Raw genomic sequence first — 22,432 nt, forward strand, 5'->3', positions numbered from 1 at the left:
TAATAATACATTATGATTAAAAACGACCTCTATTTAAAAGCACTTCGCGGAGAAACCGTGGAAAGACCTCCTGTTTGGATGATGAGACAAGCGGGAAGATATTTACCGGAATTCATCGCTCTTCGTGATCAATATGATTTCTTCACAAGGTGTCAAACCCCTGAATTAGCAGCAGAAATTACCGTTCAACCTATCCGTAGATTTCCTTTAGATGCCGCTATTTTATTTTCTGATATTTTGGTAGTTCCCCAAGCAATGGGAATTGATTTCAAAATGAAAGAATCCGTTGGCCCATGGCTCGATAATCCTATTAGAACGGCTGAACAAGTTCAGAATATCCAGGTTCCTGATGTCAATGAAACTCTAGGATATGTTTTCGATGCCATTGAACTCACTCTACAAAAACTAGACAATGCAATCCCTTTAATTGGATTCGCAGGTTCTCCATGGACCATTCTATGTTACTGTGTGGAAGGAAAAGGAAGTAAGTCCTTTGATATTGCTAAATCTTTTTGTTTTCAACAATCCGAAGCAGCTCATCAATTACTTCAAAAAATTACCGACACCACAATTGCGTACTTAAAAAGGAAAATAGAAAAAGGAGTTTCTGCGGTACAAATTTTCGACTCATGGGGAGGAATGCTATCACCTACTGATTATCAAGAGTTTTCTTGGAAGTATATTAAACAAATCGTTGATGCTTTGAGCTCTCACACCCACGTGGTAGTTTTCGGCAAAGGATGTTGGTTTGCCCTAGAAGAAATGATCACATCTAATGTTTCTGCTTTAGGAGTTGACTGGACTATCACTCCTGAGCTTGCTAGAACTTTCACCAACCATACCATGACACTTCAAGGAAATTTCGATCCAGCAAGATTGCATTCATCCCCTGAAACGATAAAAAAAATGGTCAATGAGATGATTAACCGTTTTGGAAAAGATAGATATATAGCCAACTTAGGCCATGGGATTTTACCCAATATTCCTCTAGAAAACGCAGAAGCTTTCATCAAAGCAGTCGTTGACTGGAAACCGAATATCTAAATTCTTAGCATTCCATATTTATGTAATTAGTAGATATATTTTTCTATAAAATCCCTCTAAAAGTTGTACTCTTTTTAGAGGGATTTTTTCATTTACCCCTCTGAGCCATGCCGATCCATTTTAAGAAATAAAAAAAATTAAAAAAAAACTCATATTAACTTATATTCAATAAATTTCGAACTGAAGCAAGTTATCACATTTATTTTGGACAGGCAGAGATTTAAAATACTACAAATCAAATAGTTAAAACAAAGCACATATATCCAAATTAGAGAATTATCTTTTATATTTGTCAGATATTTAAGGGCCTTTTCTTATAAATTTAATAAACACATTAAATAAATTCCTGATGAAAAAAATTATTATTTCTTTAGCAATCACATTTTGTGCAGGACAAATTTTTGGACAAAATGTAGAAGTATTGTTTGATAAAAAAATTTCGGATTATAAGCAAAATCCTAATACCCATCTTATAAGATGTGCGACCGATGAATATAATAATAAACTGGTCAGAAAATACAAATTAGAAAGTAAAGAAGAGTTTGAGAAATGGTTGGCACCCAAGGCCTCTCAAATTAAAAAATCTCTCGCCAAGAATACCTCAAAAGTTGTAGTAAGGATTCCTGTTGTGGTACACGTAATACACTCTGGTGAAACCATATCAAATAACGACAGAAATATTACTGATACACGAGTATTATCTCAAATAACAGTATTGAATCAGGACTTCAGAAGAATGATTGGAACTCCTGGATATAATACAAATCCAGTGGGAGCAGATATAGAAGTAGAATTTTGTTTAGCTACAATTGATCCTTTAGGTAATCCTTCAACTGGAATTGACCGGGTTAATTTAGGAAATAGAGTATGGAACGAATCAAATGTTCAAACCATTTTGAAACCTTCTACGATTTGGGATCCAACAAAATATTTTAATATATGGGTATGCCAGTTTGGCGGAGATCTTAGTGGCGTACTTGGTTATGCTCAATTCCCTCTAAGCTCAGGTTTGCCAGGGTTAGATGATCCTGAAATAACAGCTAATACAGATGGTGTAATTATAGATTGGAAATCATTTGGCTCTAATGATTTTGCAGGGGCTGATGGTTTATACACTCCTAACATAAATAAGGGAAGAACTACAACTCATGAAATAGGTCATGCTTTTGGTTTAAGACATATTTGGGGAGATAATAATGACTGTACCGTTGATGCAATAGATAGCTTTAATGATTATTGTTTAGATACACCCGCACAGAGCATAGAACATTATGATTGTAATTCAGTATATGATTCATGTCCAAACAATCCAGGGAATGATATGACAGAAAATTATATGGATTACTCTAATGATACTTGTATGAATATTTTTACCCAAGATCAGAAAATACGAATTTTAACCGTATTACAAAACTCACCTAGAAGAGCATCATTGATTACATCCACAGTATGCGACTCTCAACTTTCTGTTAATGAAAGTGGTTTATCAAAAGATGAAATTAATATTTACCCTAACCCTGTAAAAGATTATTTGAATATTTATTCGAAAAAAGGCCTTAAAATAGTTAGATATTCCATTTTTAATGCTATCGGTCAAGAAGTTTTAAAAAAAGAGGTCACATCAGGAGTTGATCTTAAAATAAAGAAAGAAAAATTAGGTACAGGGCTATTTATAATAACTGTTTATACCGAGAACAACTATAAAACCTTTAAATTTCTAGTAGAATAACAATTTAAAATGACACACGCTCCGATACAATTTATAAGTTAAAAACCCTGACTAAACTATCTAATAACATTATAAAAATATAAGTGGTTACAATTCGGGAGAAAAATAATTGGATATTTCTCCCTTTTATTATTTTTGACCAAAAAAGATTATTTACACCCAATTAAGACCGTTTAACTATTAAAAAAATATGAAGAAATTATTATTTGTTACCGATTTTTACTGTGAGGTAAAAGGAAGAAATTATTATGAAGAAGATTTATATCTTACCAGCAAACTTATGGAAGATTATAATTTAATAACAGCACATCCAAAGCAGGCAATTGCTTTTATTGAAGATGTAGATTTTGTTGTTTTAAGAAATACAGGTCCTGTGAAAAATTATCAAGAAAGCTATGACGATTTTGTAAAAGCTGTACAGGAAAAAAATATTAAAACATTCAATTCTTTTGATGGGAAAGCCGATATGAAAGGGAAAGACTATATGTTACAATTGATGAATCAAGATTATCCTATTATTCCTACAATAGATCATTTTTCTGAAATCGAAAAACTGGGTACCTCACAAAAATATCTAGTAAAATTAAAAGATGGTGCTGACTCTATAGGAATTGAAATAATGTCCAAAAATGAAATTTTGCAAAAAAAGATTTCGGATAAACTCATTCAGCCTTTTCTAGATTTTGAATATGAAGTCTCCTTTTACTATATAGATGATGAGTTTCAATATGCTCTGTATGCTCCTGATAAAAATAAAAGATGGGCTTTGGAAGTTTATCATGCAAATAATGAAGATTTAGTATTTGCAAAATCTTTTATTGATTGGAATAACATGACAAGAGGAATAACACGTGTTGATGCATGTAGGCTAAAAGATGGCTCTTTACTATTAGTAGAATTGGAAGATCTAAATCCATATTTGTCTTTGGATCTATTAGATGAAATGATGATTGAAAAATTTGTAAAAAATCTAAAAATCGCATTAAAGAAAATTTAAATAGCCAGAGCTTCGCTTCAGCGAAATAAAAAACCGTCATTCCCTTTTTTATAAATTTAATGACGGTTTTTTAGGAAAAAGCAGATATTTCACCACCGGTTTAAATTGAAAAGTCAGCTAAAATTAACTTAACATTCGCTGTGCTTTTTTAACACCCTCTACAAGTAGGTCAATCTCACCCAAAGTGTTATAGACCGCAAAACTTGCCCTAACAGTACCTGCTATATTAAAATAATCCATAATAGGTTGTGTACAATGATGCCCTGTCCTTACTGCAATACCCAGTTTATCAAGAATCATTCCTACATCAGAAGAAATTCCCACACCTTCTAAATTAAAAGAAACAACACCTGTTCTCTTAGTTTTTTTCCCATAAATTTTAATATTCTCGATCTCTAATAGCTCCTTTTGAGCATATTCCAATAAATTATTTTCGTGAATTTGAATATTTTCCTGTCCTACTTTACAAATAAAATCCACAGCGGCTCCTAAAGCTATATTCCCTCCTACATTGGGTGTTCCTGCTTCATATTTAAAAGGCAATCCTGCATAAGTTGTACCATCAAAAGAACAGGTGGATATCATCTCCCCTCCCCCATGAAATGGTGGCAAATCTTCAAGAATTTCTTGCTTTCCATATAAAATTCCCGTCCCCATAGGAGCATACATTTTATGACCAGAAAAAACAAAAAAATCACAATCCAGCTTCTGTACATCAATAGTAAAATGTGGAGCTGATTGAGCTCCATCAATTACAATATATGCGTTGGTATTCTTCCTTGTTTTTGCAATGATTTCTTCAATAGGATTAATTATTCCTAAGGCATTTGACACCTGATTTACCGAAACAATTTTAGTTTTTTCATTTAAAAATGAATCTAAATAATCCAATTGAAGAACACCGTTCTCATCTATTGGAATAACTCTGAGCTTAGCACCTGTTCTTTCACATAGCAATTGCCATGGAACAATATTTGAATGATGCTCCAAGTAAGAAATAATAATTTCATCGTCTTTTTTAAGTTTCTGTGTGAGAATATAAGCAATAAGATTCAGTCCTTCCGTTGTTCCTTTTGTAAAAATAACTTCAAAATCATATTTTGCATTAATAAACTGTTGAATCTTTCTTCTTGAAATCTCCATTTCTTCAGTAGCTAGCTGACTCAATGTATGAATTCCTCGGTGTACATTTGCATTAAGCTCTGTATAATATTTGTGACATACTTCTAACACCGAATTGGGCTTTTGAGATGTCGCTGCATTATCTAAGTAAACCAATTGTTTACTATTTACTTGTTGATCTAATATAGAAAACTGGCTTCTTATTTCCTGAATATCAAACATTTATTAATTTTTTAAATTATACCGTTCTTATTTAGAACACTTCAAATTTACGGCTTTTTTTTCAAAGGGCTAACGGGTCCTTAGCCTCTACTCATAAAAGTTTTCAATAATAGAAATTTGAAATTATTAATCTATTAGTATATAAAAAAACCTGCCAAAATTGACAGGTTTATATTGCTTACATAAGTAATTCTTATTCTGCTGCAGTTTCTTCTGCTACCGGAGCAGCTCCTTCAACTTCTTCTTCATCCTCATCATCCATTGCTGCTGCACCTGCCTTCATAGCATTTCTAGACATCTTAACTGCTACAACAACAGCATTGTCTGGATGCATAAAAGTATACGAATCATTCTTGATACCTCCAATATAAAGCTTGTTACCAATTCTTAATGGAGTAACATCTACAACGATCTCATCTGGTAAGTTAGCAGGAATAGCTTTCACTTTCAGTTTTCTAAAAGACTGACGTAAAACACCCCCAGCAACAACACCTTTCGCACGGCCAATGATTTTTACAGGAACTTCCATAATTACTGGCTTATTATCAGCTAATTGATAAAAGTCAGCATGAAGGATTTTATCTGTAATTGGGTGAAACTGAATATCCTGAAGAACAGCTGGAATTGTTTGACCATCAACCTCAATAGATACCGTGTGTGCTTCAGGAGTATATACTAAACCTTTGAACGCTTTCTCTGCTGCAGAGAAATTCAATGGCTCACCACCTCCGTAAACAACACAAGGAACTAATTCAGCATCACGTAAAGCTTTTGTAGACTTTTTGCCCACGCTTTCTCTTTTTGTACCTTGAATTGTAATAGATTTCATTTATAAAAATTTAAAAAATTGTTTCAAATTAAATTACAAATATCTGAAAATGAATTAAATAATAAATTTATTACTAATTGATCTATGCTCATGAACCATTTTCATTACATCTGCAAATAATGGGGCGCAAGATAGCACTTTTATTTTAGATGACAAATTATTTTTAACAGGAATTGAGTCAGTTACGATAACTTCTAGCAATTTTGAATTATCAATATTTTCATAAGCCTTTCCTGAAAGTACTCCATGTGTTGCCATTGCCCTTACTGTTTTAGCTCCTTTCTCCATCAAAATATCAGCAGCCTTACAAAGGGTACCTGCCGTATCAATCATATCATCAATAAGAATAACATTTTTACCTTCTACATCTCCAATAAGAAACATCTCTTCCACTACATTCGCTTTTTTCCTTTCTTTATAGGCAATTACAACCTCCGCTCCAAGATGCCCTGCATAATTTTTTGCTCTTTTAGCTCCCCCCATATCTGGAGATGCAATAGTAAGGTTATCTAAATTAAGATCTCTTATATAATCTACAAAAATTGTTGAAGCATACAAATGATCAACAGGGATTTCAAAAAATCCTTGGATTTGGTCTGCATGCAAATCCATAGTCATTACTCTTGTTGCTCCTGCCGCTGTCAAAAGATTTGCTACTAGTTTTGCACCGATAGGAGCCCTAGGCTTATCTTTTCGATCCTGCCTTGCAAGACCGAAGTAAGGAATCACGACTGTAATACTTTTCGCAGAAGCCCTTTTCGCTGCATCAATCATTAAAAGAAGTTCTAATAAATTGTCTGCTGGTGGGAATGTAGATCCAATTAAGAAAACTCTTCCTCCCCTTACAGATTCATCCAAGACAGGCTCAAATTCACCATCACTGAACTCCTGAAAGTTGATTTTTCCTAATTCTCGCCCGTAGTGATGGGCAATTTTTTCTGCCAAGTCCTTACTCGTCCTTGTACAAAATAGATAACTTAACTGATCGGCCATTTTTACTTTTTAAGATTTTGCAAATTTAAAAAAAAACCACAAGAATTACTCTTGTGGTTTCTAAGTTTTTATTTTAATCAATTATTATGGAAATTTAACCCCTGAATAATTGTTTGCATTTACTTGTGGTAATGTAGATTTGTATTTACGATTAATTGCTTTAATAAACTCATTCGCAACAACTGCATATCCTCTACCTGTAAGATGAACTCCATCTAAAGAGAAAGTTCCACCCGTTACAAATTTCGCGGTATATTTTACTCCATCAAATGAAATTCCTGACTGACCATTCAGTTCCGTCATTTTTGCATTCGCATCCACAAAAGCCAAACCATAAGAATCGGCCAAACCTTTAATAGAAACATTATAGGCATCAATTGCCGTTTTCACATTAGCAGCTTCCGTTTTAGATAATACGTGTTGGTTTTCTAATGGATAAGAAATCCCATATACGTTAACAGGAGAAGGAGCACCAGTTACCGTCGTTCCAATGACAGCCCTTGAAGTAAGAAGGATATAATCTTCCATTGTTGTTTGTCTTGCCTGTCCAAAAATTTGTCCGAAAGCAGTTGCTGTAGGAAGCCCCAATGAAGGAGTCAATGCTGCAGTAAGTTGTGCAGATAAATTTGGCAAAGAAGTATCTTTTATAAGAACAGGATTTGAAGACGTAGAAGAAAGCAAATTAATTCTATCACCCGCTCCAAAAGCCGTTAAAGCTTGTTTTAGAGGTCCATACAACTGAGTGTTCAGAGCCGTAAGATTTGTACCCAAAGCTGCCGGAGTTAATGGGTTATAAGGAACCGTTGTAAAGAAAGGAATTGACGTTACATAAGGAATATTTGCAATAACTCCTTTTGTAGTACCTCCCGCCTTTAACTTATCAAGACCTGCTTTAATAGAAGCAGCAACTACATTTGGATCCGAAATATCATTAGAACCATAAGTAGCAGGATTCATGTTACCCGTTTGGTTCACACCTACTCCTCCACTCGTAGCATAACCTAAAACATCATTATTCCCTATCCAATAAGAAAAGAATGTAGGATGCTTCGCTACTGCATCATCAATAACCGATGAAGTAGCACTTGAGGCAAATCTTACATAATATGGATTTGCAGTTCCTGTCAGAATTCCACCAGGGTTTCCATAATTTGGAGCTACTAAATGATATGATTTTGCTCCTGGAACACCAAAGTTATTGAGTGGTCCGGTAACTTTATTCATAACATCAGTAGTCGGAGTTGCACTTACAGTCGTAATATCTGGAGAACCATTTGTAAATGATTTAATGTAAAGTTTAGTCGGTTGAATAACCATTCCTAATAGGACTAAACCTCCGTTATTATCTGCCATCAAAGGCTGTACAAAGTTTCCTCCACCCGCAAGTTTCATTTGCCCTGCAATAATATTTGGATAAGATTCATTTTGTCCATCCATATATAGAGCATTATCTCTATACCCTGATGTTAATGAATTACCTAAAGAAACATAATTAGAAAAATCAGCTTCTCCCTTTGTTACCGGAATATCTTTAACATCCTGATCAAAGTCTGTTTCACAGCTTGTTGTAAAAAGAAATGCAGAAATAGCTAATGTCGATATTATTATTTTTTTCATAGTCTGTCAATTAAAAAGGATTGTAAGATAAACCTAGGCCAAAATAAAACGCTGTCGCTTTAGATTGTCCATAGAAACCGAGATTAGCATTTTTTACATCTCTTGATTGAGGCATCGCGTAACCTCCCGCAACATCCACACCAAACTTCTTTAACTTAAACCCTACCCCTCCAGTAATTACATATGTATTGTAAGAAGGTGTTTCAGGGATAAAGTCTTCATCAGAATAAGGAGATTCATCATAGTAAGCTCCTAAACGGGCAGAGATCATTTCAGTGAATGCATATTGCGTTCCTAATCTAAACGTTTTTGAATTTCTAAAGTTTTTAGGAGAAACAACAATTGTAGGATCAGGAGGGCTTCCAAGTGGAGCATTAGCAAAATCTAATGTCAATTTACTATATTTTTCCCATCCATGATAATTAAAGTCAGCAGCAACCAACCATTTTGGTGTTATCTTATAAGTTAAACCAATGGTATATTCTTCTACCAATGGTAAGGTAGCAGTAAACGAATCTTTTCCTGAACCATCTAATCCCAATAAAGGATATACAGATTGCGATGGAAACTGGAACGTCGCAGTTCCATTTTTTGCTTTTATATCAACAGGTGAACGATAAGCCACACTCACATCCAATTTGTCTTCTGGTCTGAAATAAAAACCAAATCCATATCCATGACCACTCGCTTTATCGTCTTTAATATTAACTTGTCCTCCTCCTAACTGAGTAACAGCCTTATCCCAGTTCACACTACCTCTTGCATATATATAGCTTGCTCCAAAAGATACCCAAGGTGCTAACTTTACAGAAACCATAGGTTGAAAATAGAAACTCTTAAGCTCAAGTTTTTGTACCATTTCTCTTCCTTCCCAATCATAAGGATATTTAATAGTACTACCAAAAGGTGTCGTGAAACTAAAACCTACTGATAAATTTTCAATAGGCCTATAAGCAACTGCTGCATAAATAGGTGTCCCCATTGGATTATCCGATTCTGTACTTTGTAAGGTATTCAAGTTTTGAAATGTTACTTTACTACTTGCTCCAAACCCTCCTGCCGCAATACTTAATTTAGCGGGAATAAATGACATCCCTGCAGGGTTAAAAAATGCCACACTTGCATCTTCAGCATGGGCACTAGTATGCGCCATTGCCATTTGTTTTACTCCTTGCAAAGAAACCCTAAAGCCACCTGCATAAGATAAAACACCTGCCAATAAAGCAGTTGATACTAAGATCTTTTTCATAGACTATTATTATATAACCCAAATATAAAATTATTTTGGACACAGCTGTTAATAATTCTTAAAATTTTAAACAATATCTCAAAATAAAACTATGTTTAAAATAATATTTGAAAATAAACAAAATACAATAACCTAATTATTAATTATTTATTCCTATTTTATTTCATAAATTGCCACTTTGTTTAATTTTAAACATGAATTGTTTTTAATATTTATTTTTTTTAGAATTACATAAAGTAAAAAATACATAAATTTGCAAGATTAAAATATAATAATTATGAGTTGTGGATGTAAAACATCCGGCGATTCTGCACATTCTTGTGGCCCTAAAAAAGGCCCAAGTGGCTGTGAAAATGTAAATACCTGTGGTAATAGTTATAAATTAAGTGTTTTCGACTGGCTTTCTAATATCAATAATCCTACTCCAAATAGGTGTGATTTTGTAGAAGTTAGATTTAAAAATGATAGAAAATCGTTTTATAAAAATGTAAGTAATATTCCATTACATATAGGCAGTGTAGTTACAGTAGAATCGAGTCCCGGACACGATGTAGGTGTGGTAAGTCTCACCGGCGAATTGGTTAAGATTCAAATGAAAAATAAAAAATTTAGTGAAGAATCTAGCCTTAAAATATACAGACAAGCGAATCAAAAAGATTTAGAAGTTTGGCAAGAAGCAAGAAAAAAAGAAGATAATGTAAAACTTGAAGCAAGAAAAATTGCACGGAAACTGAGTCTCGAAATGAAAATCACAGATGTGGAATATCAAGGCGATGCTTCAAAAGTTACATTTTATTATACTGCAGACAATCGTGTCGATTTCAGGCAATTAATTAAAGATTATGCGGCTGCTTTTCGAACAAAAATCGATATGAAGCAAATAGGCTTTAGGCAAGAAGCAGCAAAAGTAGGAGGAATTGGATCGTGTGGCCGTGAACTTTGTTGCTCTACATGGCTTACAGATTTTAGATCTGTAAACACAAACGTAGCACGTTATCAACAATTAAGCATTAATCCTCAAAAACTAGCCGGACAATGTGGTAAACTGAAATGTTGCCTTAATTATGAATTGGATAGTTATTTGGATGCTTTAAGCAATTTTCCTTCTTCCTCTACTACTCTGGAAACAGAAAAAGGAAGGGCGTTTTGTATAAAAATTGATGTTTTTAAAAAGAAAATGTGGTTTGCGTATGTTGAAAGTTCTATTGCCTGGTATGATTTTGATATTGACCTAGTTAAGAAACTTATATCAAAAAATAAGAGAGGCGAAAAAATCCTTCCCCTTGAGGAATTAAAACAAACAGAAGCCCCTCTTCAAAGCATTGATCTTATTCAAGAGAACAGTGTTGACAGATTTGAAAAAAGGAAAAGCAAAAACAGAGCACAGAATAAAAAAAATATTCCAGAGCAGAAAAAGGATCGACCTGAAAGACCTCAAAATCCTTCAACAAAACAAAATACTAATCATAAGCCACAAAAGCCTCAACAAGCAAGAGCTCAGGTAGAAAAAATAGAGCCTAATGCTGATAGTGAGAAAAAAACAAACCCACCTAAGAAAAAATTCAAAAAAAAGTTTCCTCCCAAAAAAGATAAAAATGCATAAATTTTTAGGATTATTAAGCCTTATGCTTCTCTTTAACTGTAATTCTTCAGGAGAAAATATAATAATGAATCCCCTTAATAATAAATGGGATAAGAAAAGCGAGCAGAAGTTTAATCTTGAAATTGCAGATCCACAAAATCCTAAAAATATTATATTTGTTGTAAGAAATAATAATAATTATCCATACAGCAATATAAGGTTTATTGTGAATTTTACTAATCTTCAAAACAAACAGAAAGAAACAGACACCCTTAATTACATCTTGGCAAAGCCCAACGGAGAATGGCTAGGTAAAGGCTTTGGTGACACTAAGGAAACTCTTTTTCAGTATAAACTTAATTACAAATTTCCCACAAAAGGCAAATATCAAATCGGGCTAATCCAGGCTATGAGAAATAATAATCTTCCCGGAATTGAGGACATTGGAATAAAATTAGAAACAGCAAAACCGTAACCATATATAAAAATGGACGAAAACAAAAAAAACACTGGAAATAAAGGAAAATCTTTTCCTCTTCCTCCCAAAAAAAAGAAAGATACTTCTTGGAAAAAATGGGTCAGACTTATCTGGGTAGGACTCATTGTTGTCGTTTTAGGAATATCAGGAATTTTCTTTGCTGTTTCACAGGGATTTCTTGGCGAAATGCCTGATGTAAAAGAACTTGAGAATCCAGATATTTATGTCGCTTCTGAAATATATTCTTCAGACGGTGTTTTACTCGGTAAATTTGAAAAAGAAAAAACGCAACCTATTTTCTATAAAGATCTTCCGCCATATCTTATTTACGCATTACAAGCAAAAGAGGATGAACGTTTTAAAGAGCATTCCGGTATAGATATTCAGTCTGTAGCCAGAGCTGTAGTTTATAGAGGTAAAAGAGGCGGGGGTTCAACTATTACTCAACAACTTGCGAAACTTCTATTCACAGGAAACGCTTCTCAAAATAAGATCCAAAGAGCATTCCAGAAGTTAAAAGAATGGATTGTTGCTGTAAGTCTCGAAAAAAGATATACAAAAGAAGAAATCATAACACTTTATTTTAATAAATTTGATTTCCTATTCAATGCAAATGGTATTGAAATGGCTTCAAAAATATATTTTAATAAAAAAACTTCCGAACTTACATTACCAGAAGCCGCTACATTTGTAGCAATGCTCGAAAATCCAAGAAAAAATAATCCTTATAGAAATCCGGATAGGGCTAAAGAAAGAAGAGATGTCGTTTTAGATCAAATGTTAAAAACAGGATATATTGATCAAGCAACTTATGAAAAAGCAACTACAGCACCTATAACCGTTGATTTTCATCCTATCAAAAATATAACTGATGGATATTCTGCTTATTATAAATTTTATTTAAGAAAAGAAATCGATAAATACTTAGGTGACTACGAAAAAGAAACCGGAAAAAAACTTAATCTTTATAAAGACGGCTTAAAAGTATACGTAACTCTAGATTCTAAAATGCAAAAGTATGCAGAAGAGGCAATCAGAGAACACTTAACTGATCTACAAAAAAGATTTGACGCCGAACAAAGAGGACGAAAAAATAAACCTTTCTATTATCTTACTGAAAAGCAGATTAATCAAGTCATGCTTCAAGCCATGAGAAGAACGGGACGTTACAAAGATCTTAAAGCTGATAATATGCCTGAAGATTCTATTATAATGGAATTTAAAAAGCCAATAAAAACATCACGCTTTACTTGGAAAGGAGAAGAAGAAGTAGAAATGTCTCCTTGGGACTCCATAAGATACCATAAGCAAATAGCACAAGCTGGATTAATGTCCATGATACCTGGTACAGGTGAAATTAAAGCGTGGGTTGGAGGGATCGATTGGCAACATTTTCAATATGACCATATCAAACAAGGTAAAAGACAAGTAGGATCTACATTTAAACCATTCGTATATGCAACTGCTATTATGAAGTTAGGAATGACTCCTTGTTCTACTGTATCCAATGGATCATATGATCATAATGGTTGGCACGTTCCTGGAAGAGGAGGGATGCTAACCTTAAAAGACGCATTAGCTCACTCTCAAAACCCGGTTGCAGCACGTCTTATTGAAATGACAGGGGTTGATGCTGTAATTCAAACCGCAAGAGATTTGGGAGTAACTGAAGATATACCTAGAAACAATACAATTGCTTTAGGATCATCAGATATTACTATCTATGAGATGCTAGGTGCCTATAGTACATTCGCCAATTATGGAAACTACAATAAACCTGAAATGATCTGGAGAATGGAAGACGCAAATGGTAGAGTAATAAAAGAAGTGAATGTAGAACCTAAAGAAGTTATGAATCCACTCTATGCTTATACTATGATCGAATTGATGAAAGGTGTAACCCAATATGGTACCGCTTCAGGGGAGCTCGGAAGAAAAGGAATATCCAAAGCAGTGGAAATAGCAGGCAAAACAGGTACAACTCAAAATAATTCTGATGGTTGGTTTATGGGAATTGTTCCAAAACTTGCTACTGGCGCTTGGGTTGGATGGGAAGATAGAGCCACTCACTTTTATGGAACTGGAGAAGGACAAGGAGCAAAAATGGCATTACCAATTTGGGCGATATTCATGAAAAAAGTATGGGCAAATAAATCTTTAGGTATTTCTCCTGATGATAAGTTTGTAAAGCCCGCAGAATGGAAAGATGGATGTTCTAATCTTAAAGGATTAGGTTCGGGATATGGCGATGATGGAAGCCTTCGGACAATTGATGAAATCAAAAATCCTAAACCCGTAGATCCAGCACCCAAAAATAATTCAGGTAAAAAAGAAGAGAATATCAATGAAAACCTGAATACTTCTGAAGAAATTGATTTTAATAAATAAATTTCGTTTAAAAATAAAAAGACCTTTCAATCAGATTGAAAGGTCTTTTTATTTTATCTGTATCTTTGTTATTATGAATATTGAACATATTAAACATCCATTTACAGAATACTTTCCGGGAGATTTTTCTAAAAATCCAATGCAGAGAAATACCCCAAAAGTTCTTTTCTCGACGATAGATCCGATTGGTTTTGATCATCCAAAGTTAATTCATTTTAATTCGAATCTTGCTGCTGAAATTGGATTAGGCCAATATGATCAGAATGATATTAATTTTTTAGTAGGAAATCACCTTCCCGAAAATATCCAGCCTTATGCTACAGCCTATGCTGGGCATCAATTTGGAAATTGGGCAGGACAGCTTGGTGATGGTAGAGCTATCTTTGCAGGAGAAATTTCGAGCCACTCAGGAAAAGCAACAGAAATCCAATGGAAAGGCGCAGGTGCAACCCCTTACTCAAGACATGCAGACGGAAGAGCCGTCCTTAGATCTTCCCTAAGAGAATATTTAATGAGTGAAGCTATGTTTCATTTAGGAGTTCCTACAACGAGGGCGTTAAGTCTAAGTCTTACGGGGGAAGACGTCATAAGAGATGTTATGTATAATGGAAACCCACAAGCAGAAAAAGGAGCTATTGTAGTAAGAACAGCCGAAAGCTTCTTACGATTTGGACATTTCGAACTATTGTCTGCTCAAAACGAATATAAGACACTCGAAAAGCTTACAGAATATGTAATTGAAAGATACTTTCCCGAAATCACATCTGTTGGAGTTCAAAAATATAAAGACTTTTTTGAAAATATATCCAAAAGAACTGCCGATCTAATGGTTGAATGGTACCGGGTGGGGTTTGTTCATGGAGTTATGAATACAGACAATATGTCTATTGTGGGATTAACCATTGATTATGGTCCTTATTCTATGATGGAAGAATATGATTTAAATTTCACACCCAATACAACTGATATTCCGGAGAAAAGATATGCTTTTGGAAAACAAGGGCAAACCTCACAATGGAACCTTTGGCAATTAGCCAATGCTTTACATCCTTTAATAAAAGATGAAAAATTTTTGGAAGATAGCTTAAATGCTTTTGGAACTTATTTTTGGGAGGCCCATGACAACATGCTTTGTAAAAAATTTGGGTTTGATCAACTCCTTGAAGAGGATGAAGAGTTCTTCACAAATTGGCAAGGGTTAATGCAAGAATTACAAATGGACTACACTTTATTCTTCAACGTATTAGAAACATTTAATGAAGAAAAGGATTTAAAAAGTCAATTTCAAAAAGTCTCATATGGGATACTCGATGATAAAAGCCTAACTAAAATTGAAAACTTCCTCAGCATCTACAAAATCAGACTTGATAAAAACAAAATATCTAGGAATTCATCCATTCTCCTAATGAGGGAAAATAATCCAAAATTTATTCTTAGAAATTATCTCTTATATCAATGTATTGAAGAACTTAATAATGGGCAATCCGAAGTGTTTTATGAGTTACTACATGCTTTACAAAAACCTTACGAAGAAATCATTCCTAAGTTTTCAGGAAAAAGGCCAATAAAGTATGATAATATCCCGGGATGCTCAATGCTATCATGCAGTTCATAAAACTATAAATATAAAAACTTACTCGTGCCGGTGAGTTTTTATATTTTTGCAAAAAAATTTAACGTGTATTTCAAATCGAAAGTATATAATTTTTTCAAACTATTATTTCCTACTTCATACCCAGAGTTTGTTGTATTTTTATTTTTTCTTACATCATATGGCATTTTAGGATCCTATATTGCCATTCATTACAGAATTATTTTTGATGACAGAATACCTTGGGATGCTTATTTTAGCTTTGATAATCGCTCCATCGTTATGACTGGTGGCAGTTTTGAAAGACATCCTTTATCCTATTATTTTTTCAATTGGATTAGAGAACTTGCTCTATTAATTTCAGATGGTAAAAAAGATTCTATATTCCGTTTAACATTAGCTTGGTTTAGTAATATCGCTATTAGCTTAAGTATCCTACAAGTCTTCAAATACTTAAAAAATATTATTCAATTACCTCTTTCAGTATGCTTTTTAATTATCTCTTTTTTTGGAGCTTTTTCAACAAATATTATTCTTTCATTCACCCCAGAAAACTTTACTTATACTTTATTTTTACTTACTGTATTTAATTTTTATACCGCAACTAAGCTTAAACAAGAAAAAAGAATACCAACTATACCACTGGTTTTCGCAGGAGTTACTATTGGTGGACTAACAATCACTAATATTGTAAAAGTATTTATACCTCTTGTTTTTGAAAAGAACCTATTTAAAAGTTGGAAAAATATTGGGTATGCTATATTTAGAATTTTGATTACCTGTCTGTGCTTTATTTTATTATATCTCAATAGAATAAATTTTAAATATGAAAATATTTTTTCAAAAACGTCCAAACAATATGAAAAGTTTTCAAATGTAAATTCTACACCCCTATGGGATATGCTCCTTTCTTTCTTTTTTGGACAAAATATTCTTTTTTCAAGTTTTATTATTCGAGACAAACATAATATGAGAGGATTTGAATTCAAGGGGCTTTTTATGGAAGTATACACATCTTGGATTCCTTATGCCTTTATTATCATTTTATTGATTTTCACTATATGGGGGTATCTCAGAAACTTCAAGAATAATTTAGTGCAGATAATTATGATTTCTTTTTTAATTGACATTGTAATCCATTGTATTATGAGATTTGGTTTACATACCGCCTACATTTACGGAGGACATTTTATTTTCGTTTATCCATTATTAATCGGTTGGTTGTTTTATTCATATAGAAAATCGTCCCTATATCTATCATTTTTGATTATAACATTAGCATGTTTATCCACCTACCTTTTTTTAAACAATTATATAAGAATGCAAGAATTCTTTCAGTTTTTAAACCAATACTATCAATAAAAAAAGACCATCCCTAACTAGAATGATCTTATAAGTTATATATTAATACGTTTATTTTGCTTCTGCACAAAAAATCCTATACTGAACAGCAATCGCAGATTTAAAATACTCTCTTACTTTCGATAAATCAGATGCTGCACTTTGTTTTGTAAAATAACTCCCCACCAAAATTTTATAATTAGGCCTTAAAGAAGCATCTGTTTCAACTTTCAAGTTAGGAAATCTTTTTCTAAAATATGCTTTCACCTCATTAGCCTCATCATTGCTCTTCACCGTAGTAATTTGTATTTTATATCCTAAAATTCTAGGATTTTTACTACAAATTTCGGCATTAGTCAACTCTCTGCTAGGAACATATATTTTCGTGGGTTTTGTATTTATATTGACTTCTTCATTCTCTTTAGGAGATATATTACTCACTCTTAAACACTTATCTTCTAACCCCTCCAAAGCAGCCTTTACTTTAGAATCCATCGTCATCACAAGCTCTGTTCCTGATAAAGTATCATGTTTTACAATTTGTTGTGCTTCAATATCATAAAACCCGAATATTGACAATACTGAAAATATTTTGATTACATTTTTCATTTAAACTTCTTTCCGCAAATTTAGAAAAATTAAAAAACTATACCAAACGGGGTTATTTAGAATCAATACAAATTAACCTTAAATGACATTTTACTGTTTTTATATACCGTTAAATTCCTGTTAAAAATATTATTTTTGCGGAATTGATTGAATGTTCAATATTTACTAACATAAGATAATTTAAATGATTAGTTGGAGAAAGCATTATAAACAAACGTTGATTGCAATAGGATTATTGCTATCAACCAGTGCTTCAATTTACGGGCAAGACGGCGATCCTAAAAATGGTGAGAAACTTTTCAAAGCGAATTGTACTGCATGTCACGCTTTAGACAAACAGGTTATAGGGCCACCATTGAAGGGTGTCGTAGATCGTGTAAAGACTGAAGGAGGTGTAGGCAAAGATTGGCTTCATAAGTGGATCAAAGACAACAAAGCTCTAAGAGCTTCTGGAGACAAATACGCCAATGAGATTTTTGAAAAGTATAACAAGACTGAGATGTTAGTCTTCCCTAATCTTTCAGAGAAGGATATTGATGACATCCTAGCATACACAACTAATCCTCCCGCTCCGGAAGAGAAAAAAACACCAGAAGCAACTGCTGGAACAGAAGCTACAGCAGCCTCACCAGCAGACAAAACGACTACTAATATTGTAATTATTTCACTTTTAGCAATCGCTGGTTTATTAGTCTGGATTTTAATTAAACTCCGACAGCTCGTTAAACTTGGACAATCTGAAGATTTAGCAGGTTTAAACGAAACAAGAGTAAAATCTTTTAGTGAAATCTATCAAAAATACCATCTTATAGGTAAAGGTCTAATTGCAATTCTTGCTCTTTTAGCAACTTATGGAATTTGGAACTGGATCATGTGGATTGGGGTTTATAAAGGATATAAACCGGAGCAACCTATTTATTTTTCACATAAAATCCACGCAGGAGAGAACAAAATTGACTGTCAATTATGTCACTCTAGTGCTAAATATGGAAAAGTATCCGAAATCCCTTCCATGAATGTATGTATGAACTGTCACAGAACAATATCTGAGTACAATGGTAAATATATGGAGCCAGGAAAAGATAAAGCTTTCTATGATGGTGAAATTCAAAAGATCTATGCTGCAACAGGATGGGATCCACAAAAAGCTCAGTATACCGGAAAGACACAACCAGTAGAATGGACAAGAATACACAACATGCCTGATTTTGTTTACTTTAACCACTCTCAACACGTGGTGGCAGGAGAACAAGCAATTATAAACTCTTTCAATAAGAAGAATCCTAATAACAAAATTGATGTTGTATGTAAAGCTTGTCACGGTAAAATAGATACCATGAATGTTGTTCAAATGGCTAATGACTTTACAATGGGATGGTGTATCGAATGTCATAGAACGACAGAAGTTGATATGAATAACGGTTATAATAAAGAATACTTCAAGAATCTACATGACAAGTTGAAAAAACAATACCCTAAAGATGGTGGTAAGATTACTGTAGATGCAATTGGAGGTCTTGAGTGTGGTAAATGTCATTATTAATAACTAAAAATTAGAAGTATAAATGGCTTCAAACAAAATACAATTTAGAAGTATTCATGAACTTAAAGATCCTGCTTTAAATAATAAGCTGGCCCAAAAAGAGTTCCAAGAAGAAATTCCTGTAGAAGATTTCCTTGGAGATGCTGAACAAAATGGTTCCAGTACTTCAAGAAGAGATTTCTTAAAATTATTAGGTTTCTCTACTGCAGCTGTAACTTTAGCTGCTTGTGAAGCTCCGGTAATTAAAACAATTCCTTATGTCGTAAAACCACACGATATTATTCCTGGAGTTCCTAATTATTACGCTTCAACATACTTTGATGGATTCGACTTTGCTAGTGTTTTGGTAAAAACACGTGAAGGTAGACCAATCAAAATTGATCCAAACCCGGCTGCTGGTGATTTAGGAAAAACTAACGCTAGAGCTCAAGCAAGCGTACTGTCTTTATATGATAATGATAAAGTAAAGCAGCCTAAATTTGAAGGAAAAGACGAAACTTTTGATAAAGTAGATAGTTTTGTGATCAAAGGTTTAGAGGAAGCTAAAGCTGCAGGTAAAAGAATTGTTTTATTATCACATTCTTTTGCTTCACCTACTTTCAAAAAATTATTCACAGAATTTAAAGCAAAATATCCTACAGCTGAATTAATAACGTATGATGCGTTTCCTTACTCTGCAGCTTTAGATGCTGCTCAAGAAGTGTTCGGACAAAGAGCATTACCAATTTATGATCTTAAAGGAACTGAACTAGTCGTTTCTTTTCAGGCTGATATTTTAGGAGACTATAATGCATCAAGTCTAGAGACATCTTATGCAGTAGCAAGAAAACCAGGAGCAAATATGTTGAGACACATACAAGTGGAGTCTAACATGTCATTAACTGGTGCAAATGCGGATTCTAGATATAGATTAAAACCTAGCCAAGTAAACAAAACATTAGTAGAAGTTTACAACGCAATTGTTGGGGGAATAACTTCTGATAAAATTGCAAACGAAATTGCAAACGAACTGAAAGCCAAAGGAAATAAAGCTGTTGTTTTTGCTGATGGATCTAAAGGAGCTCAGGTTTTAGCTCATTTAATTAACCAAAAATTAGGATCAGTTGCTTTCACAGGTAAAGCAAATTTCCTAAAAGATTTTGATAAAGCAAAATTCCAGGAATTCCTTGGATGGGTAAATGCAGGGCAGGTTGGTGTATTAATTACAAACAATGTAGACCCAATTTATTCTTACCATAAAGGAGAGGATTTCAAAAAATCCTTATCTAAGGTTCCCTATGTAATCGCAGTTGCTGATAAGAAAAATGAAATGTATAACGCAGCTAAAGCTGTAATTCCTGTAGCTAACTGGCTGGAATCTTGGGGTGATATTGAACCTCAAACAGGAGTATATTCATTAATGCAACCCACAATTCAGAAAATTTACAAATCAAGACAGATTGAAGAATCTTTATTGGTTTGGAAAAATGGTAAAAATAATGCTTCTAATAATTATTATGATTATTTAAAAGCTAATGCTTCTTCTATTTTAGGAGGGACTTCATTCAACAAAGCTTTATATAATGGTATCAATGTTTCTTCCACAGCTACGACACTTTCATATGTAGGAGGAAACGCTACTCAAGCAGTTTCTGAATTAGGAAGCTTCAAAGCTTCTGATTTGGAATTAGTATTATATACTAAAACTTCAATGGGAGACGGTACTCAGTCAAATAACCCTTGGTTACAAGAGCTTCCGGATCCAATCACAAGAATGGCTTGGGATAATTATTTAACAATTTCTCCTAAAGATGCGGAAAGACTAGGAATTGAAAACGACTTGAACGGCAGAATGCAACTAGATGGTTCAATCGTAAATCTTACGGCCAATGGAGTAACAATAAAAGATATTCCTGTATTCATTCAGCCTGGTCAAGCAGAAGGGTCCTTAGGTCTTGCGCTTGGATATGGTAAGAAAAATTCAGGAGCAACAGCAAATACAGGAGTTAATGCATATCCTTTGTTTGATGGTTCTAACTTGGTATTATCCAATGTTAAAATTGAGAAAACAGGAGAAAATCATGAATTTGCAGGTATTCAGCTTCAAAATACATTAATGGGACGTTACGAAATCGCTAAAGAAGTGCCTTTAGCTGATTATCTAAATGTTGCATTTGACGATGAACATAAAGGATGGAACAAACCTTTAGAATATCATACAATCAGTGGAGCCCTTCCTGCAAGAAAAATCGATCTTTGGGATGCTTTTGATGATACAGATGGACCTCACTTTAACTTATCTATTGACTTGAACTCATGTACTGGTTGTGGAGCATGTATCATTGCTTGTCAGGCAGAAAATAACGTTCCTGTTGTAGGTAAAGAAGAAATTAGAATGTCTAGAGACATGTATTGGTTAAGAATTGACCGCTACTATTCTTCAAGACAAAAAGTAGAAGTATATGAAGGATTAAAAGAAGGCTTAGCAGTTCCTGAACTTTACGGAACAGCATTCAATAAGGAGGGAGGAGCACTCAACCACCCAGCTGATAATCCTGATGTAATTTTCCAACCTGTAATGTGCCAACATTGTAATCATGCTCCTTGTGAAACGGTATGCCCAGTAGCAGCAACTTCACATGGTAAACAAGGTCAAAATCATATGGCATATAATAGATGTATTGGTACTAGATATTGTGCAAACAACTGTCCTTATAAAGTAAGACGTTTCAACTGGTTTACCTATAATTTAAATGATCGTTTCGACTTCAACATGAATAACGATCTAGGAAGAATGGTGCTTAACCCGGATGTAGTAGTAAGAACTAGAGGGGTAATGGAGAAATGTTCAATGTGTATCCAAGAAACACAAGCAACAATCTTAGCAGCTAAGAGAGAAAACAGGAAAGTAACAGATGGAGAATTCCAAGCTTCTTGTGCTTGTGCTGCCGCTTGTTCTACTGGAGCAATGACTTTCGGAGACATGAATGATAAAGAATCTGAAGTGAGAAAGCAATATGCTAGTAACAGAAGATATTATTTACTGGAAGAGATTGGAACAAAACCAAATGTGTTCTATCATACCAAAGTAAGAAATAGAGTAGAAAAATAAAGTTTAA

16 protein-coding genes are annotated in these 22,432 nt (G+C 33.7%); 10 read left to right on the top strand and 6 right to left on the bottom strand.

All coding sequences use genetic code 11. The features are described 5' to 3' along the window. Positions 1 to 12 precede the first annotated feature (12 nt). The 3 genes from hemE to CHRY9293_RS11770 all read left to right on the top strand — a co-directional run bounded on the left by hemE (position 13) and on the right by CHRY9293_RS11770 (position 3,770). Entirely contained in the window at positions 13 to 1,044 is a 1,032-nt protein-coding gene (gene hemE, locus CHRY9293_RS11760; RefSeq protein WP_162033154.1) for a uroporphyrinogen decarboxylase, read from the top strand. A gap of 349 nt (positions 1,045 to 1,393) precedes the next feature. Beyond that, positions 1,394 to 2,773 carry a M43 family zinc metalloprotease gene (locus tag CHRY9293_RS11765; protein WP_162033155.1) on the top strand — a complete coding sequence of 460 codons (1,380 nt, stop codon included), beginning with the start codon at positions 1,394 to 1,396 and terminating at the stop codon, positions 2,771 to 2,773. A gap of 190 nt (positions 2,774 to 2,963) precedes the next feature. Then, on the top strand, positions 2,964 to 3,770 hold the full coding sequence (locus CHRY9293_RS11770; protein WP_162033156.1) for an ATP-grasp domain-containing protein: 807 nt from the start codon (positions 2,964 to 2,966) through the stop codon (positions 3,768 to 3,770). Between the two features lie 123 nt (positions 3,771 to 3,893). Here the strand turns inward: CHRY9293_RS11770 and CHRY9293_RS11775 are convergent, their stop codons facing one another. From CHRY9293_RS11775 to CHRY9293_RS11795, 5 genes are all read right to left on the bottom strand, one after another. Beyond that, a complete protein-coding gene (locus CHRY9293_RS11775) occupies positions 3,894 to 5,114 on the bottom strand; it encodes an aminotransferase class V-fold PLP-dependent enzyme (protein ID WP_162033157.1) in 1,221 nt (406 codons plus the stop codon). Positions 5,115 to 5,307: 193 nt separating this feature from the next. Continuing rightward, on the bottom strand, positions 5,308 to 5,943 hold the full coding sequence (locus tag CHRY9293_RS11780; protein WP_162033158.1) for a 50S ribosomal protein L25/general stress protein Ctc: 636 nt from the start codon (positions 5,941 to 5,943) through the stop codon (positions 5,308 to 5,310). A 54-nt stretch (positions 5,944 to 5,997) separates the two neighbouring features. Then, entirely contained in the window at positions 5,998 to 6,936 is a 939-nt protein-coding gene (locus tag CHRY9293_RS11785; protein ID WP_162033159.1) for a ribose-phosphate pyrophosphokinase, read from the bottom strand. Between the two features lie 84 nt (positions 6,937 to 7,020). Continuing rightward, entirely contained in the window at positions 7,021 to 8,553 is a 1,533-nt protein-coding gene (locus CHRY9293_RS11790; RefSeq protein WP_162033160.1) for an SGNH/GDSL hydrolase family protein, read from the bottom strand. A 10-nt stretch (positions 8,554 to 8,563) separates the two neighbouring features. Continuing rightward, positions 8,564 to 9,802 (bottom strand): OmpP1/FadL family transporter, encoded by a 1,239-nt coding sequence (locus tag CHRY9293_RS11795; protein WP_162033161.1) that lies wholly within the window; start codon positions 9,800 to 9,802, stop codon positions 8,564 to 8,566. 277 nt (positions 9,803 to 10,079) lie between these two features. Between CHRY9293_RS11795 and ricT the strand changes: the two genes are divergently transcribed. The 5 genes from ricT to CHRY9293_RS11820 all read left to right on the top strand — a co-directional run bounded on the left by ricT (position 10,080) and on the right by CHRY9293_RS11820 (position 17,203). Continuing rightward, complete coding sequence (ricT, locus tag CHRY9293_RS11800; RefSeq protein ID WP_162033162.1) at positions 10,080 to 11,405, top strand: PSP1 domain-containing protein; 1,326 nt, start codon at positions 10,080 to 10,082, stop codon at positions 11,403 to 11,405. Then, the gene (locus CHRY9293_RS11805) at positions 11,398 to 11,859 is read left to right on the top strand and encodes a gliding motility lipoprotein GldH (RefSeq protein WP_162033163.1); all 462 of its coding nucleotides are present in this window, start codon (positions 11,398 to 11,400) and stop codon (positions 11,857 to 11,859) included. Before ricT ends, CHRY9293_RS11805 begins: the two co-directional genes overlap by 8 nt. Positions 11,860 to 11,871: 12 nt before the next feature. Then, positions 11,872 to 14,250 carry a penicillin-binding protein 1A gene (locus CHRY9293_RS11810; protein WP_162033164.1) on the top strand — a complete coding sequence of 793 codons (2,379 nt, stop codon included), beginning with the start codon at positions 11,872 to 11,874 and terminating at the stop codon, positions 14,248 to 14,250. A gap of 73 nt (positions 14,251 to 14,323) precedes the next feature. Beyond that, positions 14,324 to 15,865 (top strand): protein adenylyltransferase SelO, encoded by a 1,542-nt coding sequence (locus tag CHRY9293_RS11815; protein ID WP_162033165.1) that lies wholly within the window; start codon positions 14,324 to 14,326, stop codon positions 15,863 to 15,865. A gap of 63 nt (positions 15,866 to 15,928) precedes the next feature. Beyond that, a complete protein-coding gene (locus tag CHRY9293_RS11820) occupies positions 15,929 to 17,203 on the top strand; it encodes a DUF6080 domain-containing protein (RefSeq protein WP_162033166.1) in 1,275 nt (424 codons plus the stop codon). Positions 17,204 to 17,254: 51 nt separating this feature from the next. On the opposite strand, the gene CHRY9293_RS11825 is transcribed toward CHRY9293_RS11820, so the two are convergent. After that, positions 17,255 to 17,791, bottom strand: a complete 537-nt coding sequence (locus CHRY9293_RS11825) for an SPOR domain-containing protein (protein WP_162033167.1) — start codon at positions 17,789 to 17,791, stop codon at positions 17,255 to 17,257. Between the two features lie 184 nt (positions 17,792 to 17,975). Here CHRY9293_RS11825 and CHRY9293_RS11830 point away from each other — a divergent pair, with 184 nt between their 5' ends. Together CHRY9293_RS11830 and CHRY9293_RS11835 are read left to right on the top strand one after the other, a co-directional pair. After that, positions 17,976 to 19,334 (top strand): c-type cytochrome, encoded by a 1,359-nt coding sequence (locus CHRY9293_RS11830; RefSeq protein WP_162033168.1) that lies wholly within the window; start codon positions 17,976 to 17,978, stop codon positions 19,332 to 19,334. 22 nt (positions 19,335 to 19,356) lie between these two features. Beyond that, positions 19,357 to 22,425, top strand: coding sequence for a TAT-variant-translocated molybdopterin oxidoreductase (locus CHRY9293_RS11835; protein ID WP_162033169.1), 3,069 nt, complete (start codon positions 19,357 to 19,359; stop codon positions 22,423 to 22,425). The last annotated feature ends 7 nt before the right edge of the window (positions 22,426 to 22,432 follow it).

Origin of the sequence: Chryseobacterium potabilaquae (assembly GCF_902728265.1) — a bacterium.
Classification (GTDB): domain Bacteria; phylum Bacteroidota; class Bacteroidia; order Flavobacteriales; family Weeksellaceae; genus Chryseobacterium; species Chryseobacterium potabilaquae.